This is a genomic window from Streptomyces graminilatus (genome assembly GCF_001418565.1).
GTDB classification, from domain to species: domain Bacteria; phylum Actinomycetota; class Actinomycetes; order Streptomycetales; family Streptomycetaceae; genus Streptomyces; species Streptomyces graminilatus.
On the sequence record NZ_LIQQ01000038.1, the window covers coordinates 1 to 15,847 of the forward strand.

The window sequence follows — 15,847 nt, forward strand, 5'->3', positions numbered from 1 at the left end:
GTTCCCCGCGCCCCTAAAGGGGGCTCCGCCCCTTTAGGGGCGCTCCACACATCCCTCGTTTCGGAAGTCACGTAAGGACTCGTCATGGCCAGCCATCCTGAAGCCGCCGCCCTCATCGCTCGGTCCCGGCGGCTTGGTGCTGATGCGCGGAACACGAACTACGCGGGGGGCAATACGTCCGTGAAGGGAATCGGGACCGATCCCGTCACCGGGGGTGATGTGGAACTGATGTGGGTCAAGGGGTCCGGGGGTGATCTGGGGACCCTGGGCGAGAGTGGGCTGGCCGTGTTGCGGGTGGACCGGCTGCACGCGCTCAAGGGGGTGTATCCGGGGGTGGAGCGCGAGGACGAGATGGTCGCCGCGTTCGACTACTGCCTGCACGGCAAGGGTGGGGCGGCGCCGTCCATCGACACCGCGATGCACGGGCTCGTCGACGCCGCGCACGTGGATCACCTGCACCCCGACTCCGGTATCGCGCTGGCCTGCGCGGCCGACGGGGAGAAGCTGACCGCCGAGTGTTTCGGGGACAGTGTGGTGTGGGTGCCGTGGCGGCGGCCCGGGTTCCAGCTCGGGCTGGACATCGCCGCCGTGCAGGCCGCCAACCCACGGGCCGTCGGCTGCGTTCTCGGCGGACACGGCATCACCGCCTGGGGCGACACCTCCGAGGAGTGCGAGCGCAACTCGCTGCACATCATTCGTACCGCGGAGGCGTTCCTCGCCGGGCGCGGGAAAGCCGAGCCGTTCGGTCCGGTTGCCGAGGGGTACGGGCCCCTCGCGCCGGACGAGCGGCGGGAGCGGGCCGCCGCTCTCGCCCCGTACGTCCGGGCCGTCGCCTCGCGGGACAAGCCGCAGGTCGGACACTTCACCGACGTGGACGTCGTGCTCGACTTCCTCTCGCGTGCCGAGCACCCCCGGCTGGCGGCGCTCGGTACCTCCTGCCCCGACCACTTCCTGCGCACCAAGGTCAGGCCGCTCGTCCTCGATCTGCCGGCCTCCGCACCCCTCGACGAGGCGATCGCGCGGCTGCGGGAGCTGCACGCCGAGTACCGCGAGGAGTACGCCGCCTACTACCGGCGCCACGCCCTGCCCGACTCCCCCGCGATGCGCGGCGCCGACCCCGCGATCGTGCTCGTGCCGGGCGTGGGCATGTTCTCCTTCGGCAAGGACAAGCAGACCGCGCGCGTGGCCGGTGAGTTCTACGTCAACGCGATCAACGTGATGCGCGGGGCCGAGTCGGTCTCGGCGTACGCGCCGATCGAGGAGTCGGAGAAGTTCCGGATCGAGTACTGGGCGCTGGAGGAGGCGAAGCTCCGGCGGATGCCCGAGCCGAGGGCGCTGGCGGCGCGGGTCGCTCTCGTCACCGGTGCGGGCAGCGGGATCGGGAAGGCCGTCGCCGGGCGGCTGGTCGCCGAGGGGGCCTGTGTCGTCGTCGCCGACCGTGACGCGGGGAGCGCGGCGGCTGTCGCGGAGGAGCTCGGCGGGCCTGACAAGGCCGTCGCCGTCACCGTGGACGTGACCAGCGAGGAGCAGATCGCCGAGGCGTTCAAGGCCGCCGTGCTGGCCTTCGGCGGGGTGGACCTCGTCGTCAACAACGCGGGGATCTCCATCTCCAAGCCTCTGTTGGAGACCTCGGCGCGCGACTGGGACGTGCAGCACGACATCATGGCGCGCGGGTCGTTCCTGGTCTCGCGTGAGGCGGCGCGGGTGATGATCGCGCAGGGGCTGGGCGGTGACATCGTCTACGTCACGTCCAAGAACGCCGTGTTCGCCGGGCCCAACAACATCGCCTACTCGGCGACCAAGGCCGACCAGGCGCACCAGGTGCGGCTGCTCGCCGCCGAGCTGGGTGAGCACGGTATCCGGGTCAACGGGGTCAACCCCGACGGCGTGGTGCGCGGCTCCGGGATCTTCGCGGCCGGCTGGGGTGCCCAGCGTGCGGCGACGTACGGCATCGATGAGGAGAAGCTCGGCGAGTTCTACGCCCAGCGGACCATCCTCAAGCGTGAGGTGCTGCCCGAGCACGTGGCCAACGCCGTGTTCGCGCTGACCGGCGGGGAGCTCACGCACACCACCGGGCTGCATGTCCCGGTCGATGCCGGTGTCGCCGCCGCCTTCCTCCGATGAGCCGGACGTCCAGGGCGTACGCCGCCGTCGACCTCGGCGCGTCCAGCGGACGTGTCATGGTCGGCCGGGTCGGGCCCGGCACGCTGGAGCTGACCGAGGCGCACCGGTTCGTGAACCGGCCCGTGCGGGTGCCCGAGGGGCTGCGCTGGGACGTTCTCGGGCTGTACGCCGGTGTGCTCGACGGGCTGCGGGCCGCCGGGGCGGTCGACTCCGTCGGCATCGACAGCTGGGCCGTCGACTACGGGCTGCTGGACGGCGACGGGGCGCTGCTCGGCAATCCCGTGCACTATCGAGACGCCCGCACCGAGGGTGTCGCGGAGAAGGTGTGGGCGTCCGTCCCGGCGGCCGAGCTGTACGCGGCGACCGGGTCGCAGTACGCGCCCTTCAACACCCTCCACCAGTTGAAAGCCGCCCAGGGCACCCGCCAACTGGCCGCCGCCCAAAGGCTGTTGCTCATCCCCGACCTGCTGACGTACTGGCTGACCGGCGAGGCCGGCACCGAGCTGACCAACGCCTCCACCACCCAGCTCATCGACCCCCGCACCCGCGACTGGGCCCATGACATCGCGCGGAGACTGGACATCGACCTCGGGCTGTTCGCGCCGCTGCGGCAGCCCGGTGATCCGGCGGGTGTGCTGCGGGCCGAGGTGCTGGCGGAGACCGGGCTGACCGGGCCGGTGCCGGTGACCACGGTCGGGTCGCACGACACCGCCTCGGCGGTGGCCGCCGTACCAGCCGTCGGCGAGCGGTTCGCCTACATCTGCACCGGCACCTGGTCCCTGGCGGGACTGGAGCTGGCGGCGCCCGTCCTCTCCGAGGCGAGCCGGGCCGCCGACTTCACCAATGAGCTGGGACTCGACGGCACGGTCCGCTATCTGCGCAACATCATGGGGCTGTGGCTGCTCCAGGAGTGCGTACGGGCCTGGGGCGACCCCGATCTCGGCGCGCTGCTGCGGGCGGCGGCCGAGGCGCCGGGGCTGCGGTCCGTGGTGGATGCCGAGGACGCGGGGTTCCTGGCGCCGGGGCGGATGCCGGAGCGGATCGCCGAGGCCTGCCGGGGCTCCGGGCAGCCGGTGCCCCGGACTCCGGGCGCGGTGACCCGCTGTGTCCTCGACTCCCTCGCCCTCGCGCATCGGCGGGCGGTGGCGGACGCCCGGCGGCTCACCGGGCACGGTGTCGATGTCGTGCACATCGTCGGGGGCGGGGCGCGCAACACGCTGCTGTGCCAACTCACCGCCGATGCCTGCGGGTTGCCGGTGGTGGCAGGTCCGGCCGAGGCCGCCGCGCTCGGCAACGTCCTCGTCCAGGCGAGGGCCCACGGACTCGTCGGCGACCGTGCGGACATGCGCCGGCTGCTGGCCCGTACGCAGCCGCTGACCCACTACGAGCCGTCCGGCGACGCGGCGGCCTGGGACGCGGCCGAGGACCGGCTCGCCGCCGCCCGGTGAGACAGGGATTCCCACTCCGCGCGAGGTCCGCGTACCCTGCACTCATCCGATGATCGATCGCTAGGAGCCGCGATGCGTGTCGCCCTGTTCCTTACCTGTGTCAACGACACGCTGTATCCGGACACGGGCCGCGCCGTCGTGAAGCTGCTGACCAGGCTGGGTGTCGAGGTCGACTTCCCGATGGCGCAGACGTGCTGCGGGCAGGCGCACTACAACACCGGGTACCGGCACGAGGCCGAGCCGCTCGCCCGGCATTTCTCCGATGTATTCGGGGGGTACGACGCCATCGTCACGCCCTCCGGGTCGTGCGGCGCGATGGTGCGGGAGCTGTACCCGCGGATGGGTGAGCGGGCGCGGGCCGAGGGGCGCGGGGACTCGCTCGCGGCCACCCTGGCGCCGGTCGTGCCGAAGACGTACGAGCTGACGGAGTTCCTGGTGGACGTGCTGGGGGTGACGGACGTGGGCGCCTGCTACCCGCACACGGTCACCTACCACCCGACGTGCCACGGGCTGCGCGGGCTCGGGCTGGCCGACCGGCCGCTCAGGCTGCTGCGGGCCGTCAAGGGGCTGGAGCTGCGCGAGCTGCCCGGGGCCGACGAGTGCTGCGGCTTCGGCGGGACGTTCGCGCTGAAGAACTCCGATGTCTCGGCGGCGATGGGCACCGACAAGGTGCGCAACGCCGAGTCGACGGGCGCGGAGGTGCTGTGCGCCGCCGACAACTCGTGTCTGATGCACATCGGGGGGACCATGACCCGGCTGAGCACCGGTATGCGGCCGGTGCACATCGCGGAGATCCTGGCGAGCACGGAAGAGGAGCCCCTGGCATGAGCGGGACGTTCGTCGGGATGCCGGCCTTCCCCGAGGCGGCCCACGAGGCGGTGGCCAACCAGACCCTGCGCGGCAATCTGCGCCACGCCACCCACACCATCCGCGCGAAACGGGCGGCTGCCGTCGCCGAGATGTCCGACTGGGCCGAACTGCGCGAGGCCGGCAAGCAGATCAAGGACCACACGCTGCGCCACCTCGACCGCTATCTCGTCCAGCTGGAGGAGTCGGTCACGGCGGCGGGCGGTGTCGTGCACTGGGCCGCCGATGCCGACGAGGCCAACCGGATCGTCATCGACCTGGTGCGGATGACGGGCGAGTCGGAGGTCGTCAAGGTCAAGTCGATGGCCACCCAGGAGATCGGGCTCAACGAGGCGCTGGAGGCCGAGGGGATCAGCGCCTTCGAGACCGACCTCGCCGAGCTGATCGTGCAGTTGGGCAAGGACCGCCCCTCGCACATCCTCGTCCCGGCGATCCACCGCAACCGGGGCGAGATCCGGGACATCTTCGCCCGTGAGATGAGCGAGTGGGGCCGTCCGGCTCCCGAGGGGCTCACCGACACGCCCGCCGAACTGGCCGAGGCGGCACGCCTGCACCTCCGGGAGAAGTTCCTGCGCGCTAAGGTGGGTGTCTCCGGCGCCAACTTCATGGTCGCCGAGACGGGCACCCTGGTGGTGGTCGAGTCGGAGGGCAACGGGCGGATGTGCCTGACGCTGCCCGAGACGCTGATCTCGGTCGTCGGCATCGAGAAGATCGTGCCGACCTGGCAGGACCTGGAGGTCTTCCTCCAGACCCTCCCCCGCTCCTCGACCGCCGAGCGGATGAACCCGTACACGACGACCTGGACGGGTACGACGGACGGCGACGGCCCGCAGGCCTTCCACCTCGTCCTGATCGACAACGGCCGCACCGACACCCTCGCCGACGAGGTGGGCCGCCAGGCCCTGCGCTGCATCCGCTGCTCGGCCTGTCTGAACGTCTGCCCGGTGTACGAGCGGGCCGGCGGTCACGCCTACGGCTCCGTCTATCCCGGACCGATCGGCGCGATCCTCAGCCCGCAGCTCAGGGGCACCGAGAGCGAGATCGACGCCTCGCTCCCGTACGCGTCCTCGCTGTGCGGGGCCTGCTACGAGGTCTGTCCGGTCGCCATCGACATCCCCGAGGTGCTGGTGCACCTGCGCGAGCGTGTCGTGGAGGGCGGTCCGGTCACCCAGGAGGGCAACAAGGTCGTCCTGAAGCCCGCCAAGGGCCACGCCGCCGAGCGGGCCGCGATGCGTGCCGCCCGCTGGGCGTTCAGTCACCCCGGGGCCCTGCGCACCGGCCAGCGCCTCGCCTCCCGTACCCGCCGCTTCCACCCCCGTACCCTGCCCGGCCCCGGCAAGGCCTGGAGCGCCACCCGTGATCTGCCTGCCATGCCGGCTGAGCCGTTCCGCGACTGGTGGCAGCGCACGAACGGCGGAAAGGACACCAGCAAGTGAACAGCCGCGAACTGATCCTGGACCGCGTGCGGCGCGCGCTCGCCGACGTACCCCGCGAGGACACGCCGTACGAGGGGGCCGTCGACCGCGACTACGCGCGCGAGCACGGAAACCGGAGCGTCGAGGAGACGGTCGAACTCCTCGCCGAGAACCTGGCGGACTACCGGGCGCTCGTGCACCGCTGCACCGGCGCCGAACTCCCGGCACTGCTCGCCGGGCTCCTGTCCGCGCACGGCTCGGCGTCGGTGGTCGTACCGCCGGGGCTGCCGTCGGGCTGGCTGGAGGGTACCGACATCGCCCGCGTCGAGGACAGCGCGAAGAGCACCCCTTACGACCTGGACGGCGTCTCGAGCGTCGTCACGGCCTGCGCGGTCGCCGTCGCCGAGACCGGCACCATCGTCCTGGACGGGGGCCCGGACCAGGGGCGCCGCCGGATCACCCTGGTCCCCGATCACCACATCTGTGTCGTCCGGGTACCGGACCAGGTCGTCTCGTCCGTGCCGCAGGCCCTGGAACTCCTGGACCCGGCAAGGCCGTTGACCTGGATCTCCGGTCCGTCCGCGACCAGCGACATCGAACTCGACCGGGTCGAGGGGGTGCACGGTCCGCGCACCCTGGAGGTGGTCCTGGTGAGCGGTGACGACCGGGCGTGAACGTGCCCATGGGGCCGGGCGCTGCGGCGCTCGGCCCCGCCGCGCGGTGCCGCTGGGCGGCTTGCTCCTGGTGCGGTCCGGCGGTCAGGTTCCCGGTGCCTTCGCGTAGTCCTGTGCCATGCCTCCCGCGAAGTCGTGGACGATGACCTGTTCGTCGCCGATGACCCACGCGTCGTGTCCGGGCGGGCACACGAAGACGTCGCCGGGGCCCACTTCGCCCTCGCCGCCGTCATCCATGCGGAGGCCCATCCGGCCCTGGACGACATAGCCGTTGTGGTGGATCTGGCAGCTCTTCGTGCCCGCGATGGGCCCGACCGACTCGGACCAGCGCCAGCCCGGTTCGAAGGTTCCCACGGCGAAGTCGAGGCCTGTCATGTGTACGGCTTCGAGGTGTCCGCGTGGGAAGTCACGCCGTTCGTCCGGCTTCTCGACCGTCTTGATCTCCAGCATGTCCCATGCCTCCCATCCCCCTCCATGACTGTCGGCCCCCTGCTCCCCTCCATCGTCCGCCCGTCGAGCCGGGGCCGCCATCCGGGCGATGCCCGGGGTCGGCGTTCTCGTCGGCGTTCGTCGAAGCCCTTCAGAGTTCGAAGGTCACCAGGCCGTCCGGCGCGCCGGGCTCCGGCTTCGTCACCGTGTAGCCGAAGCGGTCCTTGAGGGTGGTGACGTCCCATAGCGCCCCGCGGTCCCGGTAGTTGAAGACGATCTCCTTGCGGTCTCCGCCGTTCCGGAGGATCCGGGACATGGCGATCTCGTCGGGGTGGTCGTGCCGGGCGCCGCTCGTGGAGATCAGATAGCGGTCGCAGTCGAGGAGACCGAGCAGCTCGTTGGAGATGTTGTGGGCGCTGCCGTGATGGGCGACCTTCAGGACGTCGACATGGAGCCGCCCGCCCGCCGCCTCGGCCCGGGGGCGTATCGACTCGACGAGCCGGCCGGCCTCCCCGTCGCCGGTGAGGATGATCCGCCGGTCCTCGAACTCGAAGAGCAGCCCGATGCTGGTGACGTTCGTCGCCGAGGTGTCCGTCTTGAACGGCGTCGCGGCGAGCGCCTCCACGTCCACGGCGCCTCCGAAGTGCTCGAACCCGGGGACGACGGGCGGCTCGTCCGGGTCACGGCCCGGGATCAGCCCATGGGCGGCGCACTCCTTCACCCACACCGGCGCCAGCGCCTCCAGTTGCGCGCGGTCGGGCGAGAGCACCTCCATGGTGGACCCGTCGTCGAACCACCCGAGCTGCCGTCCGACCTCCACGCCGCGCCCGCCGAAGGCGTCGTTCCAGGGCACCTTCTGCGCCAGCAGCGCGCTGGTGAGCCGCTCGCCGTCCTGTGCGCCGAACCCCTCGGTGTCGAGCAGGTGGTCGAAGCCGTTGAACCACACGTCCCCGAGCTCCACCGGGCGTTGCGAATCCTCCAGCAGGGCGAGCACACCGAGGATGTGGTCCTGGTCGACATGCGTGACGACGAGGAGGTCGACCAGCCCGAAGGCGCGGGCCGAGAGCGGGGGTGAGCTGAGCTGGCGCATCCCGTCGGGGTCGGCGACCGGTGACTCGCCGCCGGCGAGATGCGGGTACTTGCCGACTCCGACGACCAGCGCGTGGGTGCGCGGCTGGTCGGCCGCCTCTTCGAGATGGATCACTGAACCGGCCATGGATCCTCCGGAACACCATCGCTCCCGAGCATGTCCAATGACAGCGTCTCACCTATTGTATTTCGTCATGCGCGATATGTCCTTGCGCGTTCCGCTCAGCCGGCTCGTGGCCGGGCGTGCAGGAGAAGGTGGTCGGCGAGCAGCTCCAGAGCCGCCCGGCTGTCGGCGGTGTTGCGGTCGACGAGCCAGGTCATGTTGAGGCCGTCGATCATCGAGTGGACGTATCGCGCGAGCACCGGCACGGGTCGGGTCCACTCGATCCCGGCGTTGTCCGCGGCGAGTTCGAGCAGGCCCGCGAAGGCGCGCAGGAAGATCTCGTACTGCTTCGCGGCGACCCCCTCGAAACCGGGGTTGCGCAGCGCGTACTGGGTCAGCTCGTAACTGATCTGATGCTCGCCGGGGTTGGCCTCGAAGCCCTTCCAGAACGCGTGCAGGCTGTCGAGGACGCTGTCACGGATGTCCTTGTGCGGGGCGAAGAGTTCGCGGACCTCGGCGACGTACCGCTCGGTGAGGGTCTCGGTGACGAGTTCGAGCAGTTGGGCCCTGGACTCGAAGCAGTAGTGGAAGGCCCCGAGGGTCATGTCCGCCTCGGTGACGACCGCGCGGGTGGTGGCCTTGGCCACGCCGTCACGCGCCATGACCCGGATCGCCGCCTCGAGGAGCTCGGCCCTCCGGTCGCTCGCCGCCATGCGGGGCACGCGTTCTCCTCTCCACACCGGTCTCACCTGTCAGCACCGGTCTCACCTGTGGGTTCGCCGGTCAGGATAACCAATCGGCCGGAACAGAAGTAAGTCGCTTGTCCAGGACGCTTGACTTACTTCGCGGGTCTGCGCCACCGTAGCGTGGACAGAACGGGCACGAGCAGCGTCTGGAGGCAGGGGTGCGACCGAGGGCCACAGTCGTCCTGGACGGATTCGGCGTCCTGGAGTCACTGCGCTGGCACGAGGGTTCCCTGTGGTTCTGCGACCTCGCCCACGGGACGGTGCACCGCTGGGACACCCGGGGAGAGCCCGAGACGGTGCTGGAGGTCCCCGGCCGGGCGGGCGGTCTGGGCTGGCTGCCCGACGGGCGGATGCTGGTCGTCTCGATGGACGGGCGCTGTGTGTACCGGCGCGAGCCGGACGGCTCCCTCGTCGTGCACGCCGACCTCAAGGACATCGCGGGCGGTCCCGTCAACGACATGTTCGTCGACCGGCTGGGCCGCGCCTACGTGGGCAACTTCGGCTTCGACTACCACGGCTTCGTCCGCCGACGCCCCAACTCCATGCTCTACGCCCCGCCGGGACCGCCCGCCACACCCCTCGCCTGTCTCTCCCCCGAGGGTGAACTGCTGGGCCTGAGCGAGCCGTTGGTGTTCCCGAACGGCCTGTTCCCGGTCGAGGTCGACGGGGAGCCGGCGCTGCTGGTCGCCGAGACCCTGGCGATGCGCCTCACCGCCCTTCCCGTACTGCCCGACGGGCGCCTCGGCCCGCCCCGGCCGTGGGCCCCGCTGATCCCGTCCGCGCTGTGGAGTTCCCTCAACCACCACGGGCCGCTCGGCCGTGTCACCCGGCGGGTCTCCGCCCTGCTCGACCGCCCTGCGATCGCCGAACGCTCCGCGAGCCCCATCGCCCCCGACGGCATCGCACCGGGCCGGGACGGCACGGCGTGGGTCGCCAACGCGCTGCGCGGCGAATGTGTCCGGGTGGGGCCGGGCGGTGTGATCCTGGACCGCGTCGCCACCAGCCGACGCACCCTGAGCTGCCTGGTCGCCGGGCCGGGCGGCAACACCCTGTACGCGGCCACCACACCGACCGACGACCCGGTGGCGGCGGCCCGGCTGAACGGGTCGCGGCTGGAGGCGTACGTACTGCCGTCCTGAGCGTTCCCCTGATCCCCTCGGTTCCCTTCTGTTCCCCTCGGTTCCCTTCTTTCCCCTCTGTTCCCCTCGTCGGCTCGGCCCATCTCCCCGGGAGTTCCCATGCACGGACAGCGAACGGACGGCCCCTCTCCCCCGCCCACGGGCGCCCAGGTCAGGAGCCACCGGTGAGTGTCGTCCTGATCACCGGCGCCGCGAGCGGCATCGGCGCGGCGACCGCGCGCGAGGCGGTGCGCCGGGGGCACCGGGTCGCCCTCGCCGACATCGACCTGCCCGGCGCGACGCGGATCGCGGACCGGCTGGGGCCCGCCGCCCAGGCGATCGAGCTGGACATCCGCGACGAGGCCGCGTGGGAGTCGGCCCTCGACGCGGTGGCGGACCGGTTCGGCCCGGTGGACGTGCTCGTCAACAACGCGGGGATCATCCACACCGGGTACGCACACCAGTTGTCGCCTGCCGAGCACCGGCACATGGTGGAGGTGAACCTGCTCGGTCCGATCAACGGCACACTGGCCGCCCTGTCCCGGATGCGGGCCCGGGGCCACGGGCACATCGTCACCGTGTGCAGCATGACGTCGTTCCTGCCGCTGCCCGGCTACACGACCTACGGCGCGACCAAGCACGGACTGCGCGCCTTCCACCACAGCGTGGCCATCGAGGAACGCGACGGGCCCGTGACGTTCAGCATCGTCCATCCGCCCGGCACCCGCACGCCCATGCTGGAGCAGGAGATGGCCGATCCCAGCGCGGTGATCACCTTCGCCGAGAAGCCCCTCTCCGCCGAGAAGGTCGCCTCGGTGATCGTCGACGCCATCGTGCGCAAGCCGGTCGAGGTCGTCCACCCCGCCGTCGGCGGACGCGTACAGCGGGCCGCCGGTGTGTTCCCCCGGCTGATGCGCTTCGTGATCCCCAGGGTGGAGGCCATGGCCAGGCGCCACAGCGCGGGCCTCGCACCGGCCCCCGCGGCGACATCCGCGGCATCCGACGTATCCGCCGTGTCTGACGTATCCGACGTATCCGAACCAGGAGACCCCAACCGATGACCGTCAACACCACCGTTCCCAGGGCCGGTTCGGATCCCATGTCCCAGAGCCACTTCGACGGGCTGCGGGCGGCCACCGCCGGTCTCGAACCCCCCTTCGGCGTGATCGACCTGGACGCCTTCGACGCCAACGCCCGTGACCTGGAACGCCGTGCGGGCGGCAAGCCGATCCGGCTGGCCAGCAAGTCGCTGCGCTCCCGCGCCCTCATCCGGCGCGCCCTGGACCGCCCGGGATTCGACGGCATCCTCGGCTTCACCCTGCCCGAAGCCCTGTGGCTGGCCGAGGAGTTCGACGACATCGTCGTCGGCTACCCGACCGCCGACCGCACGGCGCTGCGCCGGCTGGCCGCCGACGAGCGGCTCGCGTCCCGGATCACCCTGATGGTGGACTGCGTCGAGCATCTCGACCTGATCGACGCGGCGACCGGCCCCCGCGAGACCCGTATCCAGGTGTGCCTGGAGCTGGACGCGGCCCTGCGCCTCGCGGGCGGGCGGATCCATCTCGGACCGCGCAGGTCCCCGGTGTACACCCCGCAGCAGGCGGCGGCGTTCGCACGCGAGGTCGTGTCCCGTCCGGGCTTCGAGCTGACGGGCATCATGGGGTACGAGGGCCAGGTCGCCGGTCTGGGTGACAACCAGCCCGGCAACGCCGTCAAGCGGGCCGTCGTACGGGCGATGCAGCGTTCGTCCGTCGAGGAGCTGAGCCACCGCCGGGAAGCGGCGGTCGCGGCCGTACGGGCCGTCACACCGCTGCGGTTCGTCAACGGCGGCGGCACGGGCAGCCTGGAGACCACGACGGCCGAGGCTTCCGTCACCGAGCTCGCGGCGGGCTCCGGCCTCTACGGTCCCGGCCTGTTCGACTTCTACCGCGCCTTCCGGCCCGTCCCGGCGGCGTACTTCGTGCTGCCCGTCGTACGCCGTCCCTCGTCGTCGGTGGCGACGCTGCTGGGCGGCGGCTGGGTGGCGTCCGGGCCGCTCGGCAAGGACCGGCTGCCCACGCTGGCCTGGCCTCTCGGACTGCGCGTCACCGCCACCGAGGGCTTCGGGGAGGTGCAGACCCCGCTGGTGGGCAGGGCCGCGAGCGTGCTGAACATCGGGGACCGGGTGTGGCTGCGGCACGCCAAGGCCGGTGAACTGTGCGAGCGCATCGGCGATCTGCACCTGGTCAGCGGTGGCGCGGTGGTCGACACCGTGCCCACCTACCGCGGTGAGGGCCACCACTTCCTGTGACCGCCAAGGCCACCACCATCACCGGCCGGACGGTCCTGATCGTCGGTGCCTCCTCGGGCATCGGGGCGGCGGTGGCCCGGCGGCTCGCCCCGGCGGGCAACCGGCTCGTCCTCACGGCCCGGCGCGCCCCCGAACTGGCCGCCGTGGCCGAGGAGGTACGGGCCGCGGGCAGCGCCTGCCTGGACCTCGCCGCCGACGCCCTGGACCCGGAGGCGGCGGCCGGGGTCGTGGCCGCGGCCGTCGCGGAGTTCGGCCGCGTGGACATCGCGCTGCTCAACGCCGGTCAGGGGCCGGACATGGCCATGGACCGGGTGAGCGCGGCGGACGTCTCCCGGATCATGGCGCTGAACTACGACGTCGTCGTCAACTATCTGGTCCCGCTGATCCGGCGGTTGGGCGAGCAGCCGGACGGCGGCCTGATCGCCCACACCAACTCCCTCGCGGGGCTGATGGGCATCCCCCGCCAGGGCCCGTACTCGGCGGCGAAGGCGGCCGTACGCACCCTCCTGGACGCCGCGCGCGTCGAACTGGCGCCCAGGAACATACGGTTCACCTCGATCCACCCGGGTTTCGTGGGGACGGACCGGGTCGGCGGGGACGGCCTGCCCAAGCCCTTCCAGGTCAGCCAGGAACGCGCGGCCCGGTATGTCGTACGCGCGTTGGAGCGGGAACCGGCGCAGGCCTGCTTCCCCTGGCAGACGACGGCGCTGGTCCGCACGCTGCGTGCCCTGCCGGCACCGGTCTCGGACCGGGTGCTGCGGCTGCTGGCCGCGCGGTAGGGCCGGGCGAGCCGCCCGTGCTCAGTCCGCCGTCAGGGGCAGTACGCCGAAGGTGTGCTCCTGCCACAGGCGCCGGGAGGTCTCCTCCGGGTAGGGGGCGACGGCCGGTTCGGTGTCGAAGAGCTGGACGAGGCGCTGTTCGGTGTCGTACGCGGGCCAGCCGGGGTCGCCCGTGGTGGCGAAGGCGGTCCAGGCCGAGCGGAAGCGGGCGGACAGCGCCTCGGTCTCGGGCGGCGGCGTGGACCCGACCAGCATGCCGCCGAGACCGCCGTCGATGCCGTCGTAGTTGCCGAAGGTCAGCGGCACGTCCAGCGCGTGACAGGCGCCCAGGGCGCCGCCGTGCAACGGGGCGGGCCAGGTCAGCTCGTACACATGGGCCCGGCCGCCGCCGGCCACTTGGGCACGGGCCAGGTCCAGCGACGGCATGCGGAACAGCCAGTCGGACTGGACGAGTTCGTACAGGTACTCCGCCGAGGCGTCCGGGAACGCGGCGCGATAGGCCCGCTCGGGTTCGGGCCCAGGGCCGAACGACCGCAGGGCCGTGGCCGCCGTCTCCTCGTCCACGCGGCCGAACAGCCCGCCGAACATGAGGAAGAGACGGAACTCGTCCCGGGTGTGCCCGACGATGAGGTCCACGTCCCGCGCGGCACCGCCCGCCAGCGCCTCCCAGGGGGCGGCGGGCAGGACGTCACCGTCGACGACGGGCGAGAACGGGGTGGGAGTGAGGGCGACCGCGCCCCACCTCGACACGTACTCACGCATCCGGGGAGCGAGCGCGGCCCCCGCCTCGGGCAGCTTGCGCGGATCCACCCCGGCCAGGTCGGCGACCGTCGGCCGCAGCCCCAGCTCACCGGCCAGCGCCTCGCCGATGTCCCCGGCCAGCGTGTCGGAGAAGAACGTGCCGGGCACGCTCTGCAGGATCGCCCGCCGGAACAGCCCCCGGGCCCTGGGCATGACCAGCAGCGCGGCGATGGACCCGGCGCCCGCCGACTCCCCGAAGACGGTGACCCGGTCGGGGTCGCCGCCGAACCCGGCGACGTTCTCACGCACCCACTCCAGGGCCGCGACCTGGTCGAGCAGCCCGCGGTTGGCGGGGGCACCCTCGATCCGGGCGAACCCTTCCATGCCGACGCGATAGTTGAGGGTGACCACGACGACGTCCCCCTCGCGCGAAAGACGGCCGCCGTCGTAGTTCGGGTCGTCGGCGGAGCCCAGCTTGTAGGCACCGCCGTAGATCCACACCAGCACCGGGCGGCGCGCCGCCGGATCCGCGCCGGGCGTCCAGACGTTGACGGTCAGCCAGTCGTCCCCGGCGGACGGGGCGCCGGCGGGCACCAGTTCCTCCTGCGGAGGAGGCGGCCCGAACGCGAACGCCTCCCGTACGCCGTCCCAGCGTCCGGCCGGCCGGGGCGCCGCGAACCGCAGCTCTCCCACCGGCGGCTGAGCGAACGGAATCCCGCGAAACACCGCGGTGCCGCCCTCCAGGCGCCCCCGGACCACACCCGCGGCCGTCCTGACCTCGGGAAACTCTCCTGCGTTCATCGCCGACTCCTCAGGACACGTGCCGATGGCGGTCCAGCCCACGGTACCGAAGTGAACCAACCTTCACTGGACGAACAGCCAGGACGGGTCTCCGCGACGGATGCCGAGACATCGCTCCGTGCGCGTGGGCTCACTCCCGGACTAGGTTGTGCCCCATGAGCAACCTTGACCGTGCGCCCGTCCCCAGCGTCTGTGGCGGCCGTGGATTCGTCGTCGCCGAACCCGTGCGCGAGCTGCTGAGTCCCCGGCGCGTGAAGCTCGGGGAGAGCACCGAGGTACGCCGCCTGCTGCCGAACCTCGGCCGGCGCATGATCGGCGCGTGGGCCTTCGTCGACCACTACGGGCCCGACGACATCGCCGACGAACCCGGCATGCAGGTGCCGCCGCACCCCCACATGGGCCTCCAGACGGTGAGCTGGCTGCACGAGGGCGAGGTGCTGCACCGCGACTCGACCGGCAGCCTCCAGACGATCCGCCCGCGTGAACTGGGCCTCATGACCTCCGGCCGGGCGATCAGCCATTCGGAGGAGAGTCCCCGGTCCCACGCGCGGTTCCTGCACGGCGCGCAGCTCTGGGTCGCGCTCCCGGACAGCCACCGCCACACCGACCCGCACTTCGAACACCACGCCGACCTGCCCAGGGTCACGGCGCCCGGTGTGACGGCGACCGTGATCCTGGGCGCCCTCGACGGCGCGGCCTCGCCCGGCACGACGTACACCCCGATCGTCGGCGCCGACCTGACCCTCGCCGCCGACGCGGACGTACGCCTGCCGCTCGTGCCCGACTTCGAGTACGGGGTACTGGCGATGTCCGGGGAAGTGCACGTCGACGGGGTGCCGGTACTGCCGGGCTCGATGCTCTACCTCGGCTGCGGCCGCACCGAACTCCCCCTGCGCGCCGCGTCCGACGCGAGCGTGATGCTCCTGGGCGGCGAGCCGTTCGAGGAGGAGCTGATCATGTGGTGGAACTTCGTGGGGCGTACGCAGGAGGAGATCGCGCAGGCGCGGGAGGACTGGATGGGCGGCTCGCGATTTGGGGAAGTGAAGGGTTACGAGGGAGCGCCTCTAGCTGCCCCCGAGCTGCCGCCAACACCCTTGAAGCCGCGCGGCCGAGTGCGATGAACTGGCGTCTTTCAACACGCCAGCCATGTCACCGGGCGCGGCGAAACACACCCCGCCCGGTTCACTCAGACCACGTGAGCAAACCACGTTCACACCCCTCGT

The 15,847-nt window shown here is 71.8% G+C and carries 14 protein-coding genes; 10 read left to right on the forward strand and 4 right to left on the reverse strand.

Annotation, left to right across the window (positions count from 1 at the left end; all coding sequences use genetic code 11):
* Positions 1-84: 84 nt before the first annotated feature.
* From AOK08_RS04595 to AOK08_RS04615, 5 genes are all read left to right on the forward strand, one after another.
* Positions 85-2,124 carry a bifunctional rhamnulose-1-phosphate aldolase/short-chain dehydrogenase gene (locus AOK08_RS04595; protein WP_055523881.1) on the forward strand — a complete coding sequence of 680 codons (2,040 nt, stop codon included), beginning with the start codon at positions 85-87 and terminating at the stop codon, positions 2,122-2,124.
* Entirely contained in the window at positions 2,121-3,572 is a 1,452-nt protein-coding gene (locus AOK08_RS04600; protein WP_055523883.1) for a rhamnulokinase, read from the forward strand. Before AOK08_RS04595 ends, AOK08_RS04600 begins: the two co-directional genes overlap by 4 nt.
* Before the next feature lie 72 nt (positions 3,573-3,644).
* A complete protein-coding gene (locus AOK08_RS04605) occupies positions 3,645-4,400 on the forward strand; it encodes a (Fe-S)-binding protein (RefSeq protein ID WP_055523885.1) in 756 nt (251 codons plus the stop codon).
* A complete protein-coding gene (locus AOK08_RS04610) occupies positions 4,397-5,875 on the forward strand; it encodes a LutB/LldF family L-lactate oxidation iron-sulfur protein (protein ID WP_198539109.1) in 1,479 nt (492 codons plus the stop codon). Before AOK08_RS04605 ends, AOK08_RS04610 begins: the two co-directional genes overlap by 4 nt.
* Positions 5,872-6,528: a LutC/YkgG family protein gene (locus tag AOK08_RS04615; RefSeq protein ID WP_055523887.1), complete on the forward strand. Its 657-nt coding sequence runs from the start codon at positions 5,872-5,874 to the stop codon at positions 6,526-6,528. The genes AOK08_RS04610 and AOK08_RS04615 overlap by 4 nt, the downstream gene beginning before the upstream one ends.
* Positions 6,529-6,612: 84 nt before the next feature.
* Here AOK08_RS04615 and AOK08_RS04620 read toward each other — a convergent pair whose 3' ends face one another.
* From AOK08_RS04620 to AOK08_RS04630, 3 genes are all read right to left on the reverse strand, one after another.
* Positions 6,613-6,978, reverse strand: coding sequence for a cupin domain-containing protein (locus AOK08_RS04620; protein WP_055523890.1), 366 nt, complete (start codon positions 6,976-6,978; stop codon positions 6,613-6,615).
* Between the two features lie 130 nt (positions 6,979-7,108).
* Positions 7,109-8,173, reverse strand: a complete 1,065-nt coding sequence (locus AOK08_RS04625; protein WP_079053816.1) for a ComEC/Rec2 family competence protein — start codon at positions 8,171-8,173, stop codon at positions 7,109-7,111.
* Positions 8,174-8,268: 95 nt separating this feature from the next.
* On the reverse strand, positions 8,269-8,862 hold the full coding sequence (locus AOK08_RS04630; RefSeq protein WP_055523892.1) for a TetR/AcrR family transcriptional regulator: 594 nt from the start codon (positions 8,860-8,862) through the stop codon (positions 8,269-8,271).
* A gap of 191 nt (positions 8,863-9,053) precedes the next feature.
* On the opposite strand from AOK08_RS04630, the gene AOK08_RS04635 reads away from it, so the two are divergent.
* The 4 genes from AOK08_RS04635 (at position 9,054) to AOK08_RS04650 (ending at position 13,082) form a co-directional block, all read left to right on the forward strand.
* The gene (locus AOK08_RS04635) at positions 9,054-10,034 is read left to right on the forward strand and encodes an SMP-30/gluconolactonase/LRE family protein (RefSeq protein WP_055523894.1); all 981 of its coding nucleotides are present in this window, start codon (positions 9,054-9,056) and stop codon (positions 10,032-10,034) included.
* 164 nt (positions 10,035-10,198) lie between these two features.
* Positions 10,199-11,074 carry an SDR family NAD(P)-dependent oxidoreductase gene (locus AOK08_RS04640; protein ID WP_079053817.1) on the forward strand — a complete coding sequence of 292 codons (876 nt, stop codon included), beginning with the start codon at positions 10,199-10,201 and terminating at the stop codon, positions 11,072-11,074.
* Positions 11,071-12,303, forward strand: a complete 1,233-nt coding sequence (locus AOK08_RS04645; RefSeq protein ID WP_079053818.1) for an amino acid deaminase/aldolase — start codon at positions 11,071-11,073, stop codon at positions 12,301-12,303. The genes AOK08_RS04640 and AOK08_RS04645 overlap by 4 nt, the downstream gene beginning before the upstream one ends.
* A complete protein-coding gene (locus AOK08_RS04650; RefSeq protein ID WP_055523896.1) occupies positions 12,300-13,082 on the forward strand; it encodes an SDR family NAD(P)-dependent oxidoreductase in 783 nt (260 codons plus the stop codon). Before AOK08_RS04645 ends, AOK08_RS04650 begins: the two co-directional genes overlap by 4 nt.
* A gap of 21 nt (positions 13,083-13,103) precedes the next feature.
* On the opposite strand, the gene AOK08_RS04655 is transcribed toward AOK08_RS04650, so the two are convergent.
* Entirely contained in the window at positions 13,104-14,624 is a 1,521-nt protein-coding gene (locus tag AOK08_RS04655) for a carboxylesterase/lipase family protein (RefSeq protein WP_055523897.1), read from the reverse strand.
* A gap of 155 nt (positions 14,625-14,779) precedes the next feature.
* On the opposite strand from AOK08_RS04655, the gene AOK08_RS04660 reads away from it, so the two are divergent.
* A complete protein-coding gene (locus tag AOK08_RS04660) occupies positions 14,780-15,745 on the forward strand; it encodes a pirin family protein (protein WP_055523898.1) in 966 nt (321 codons plus the stop codon).
* Positions 15,746-15,847 lie beyond the last annotated feature (102 nt).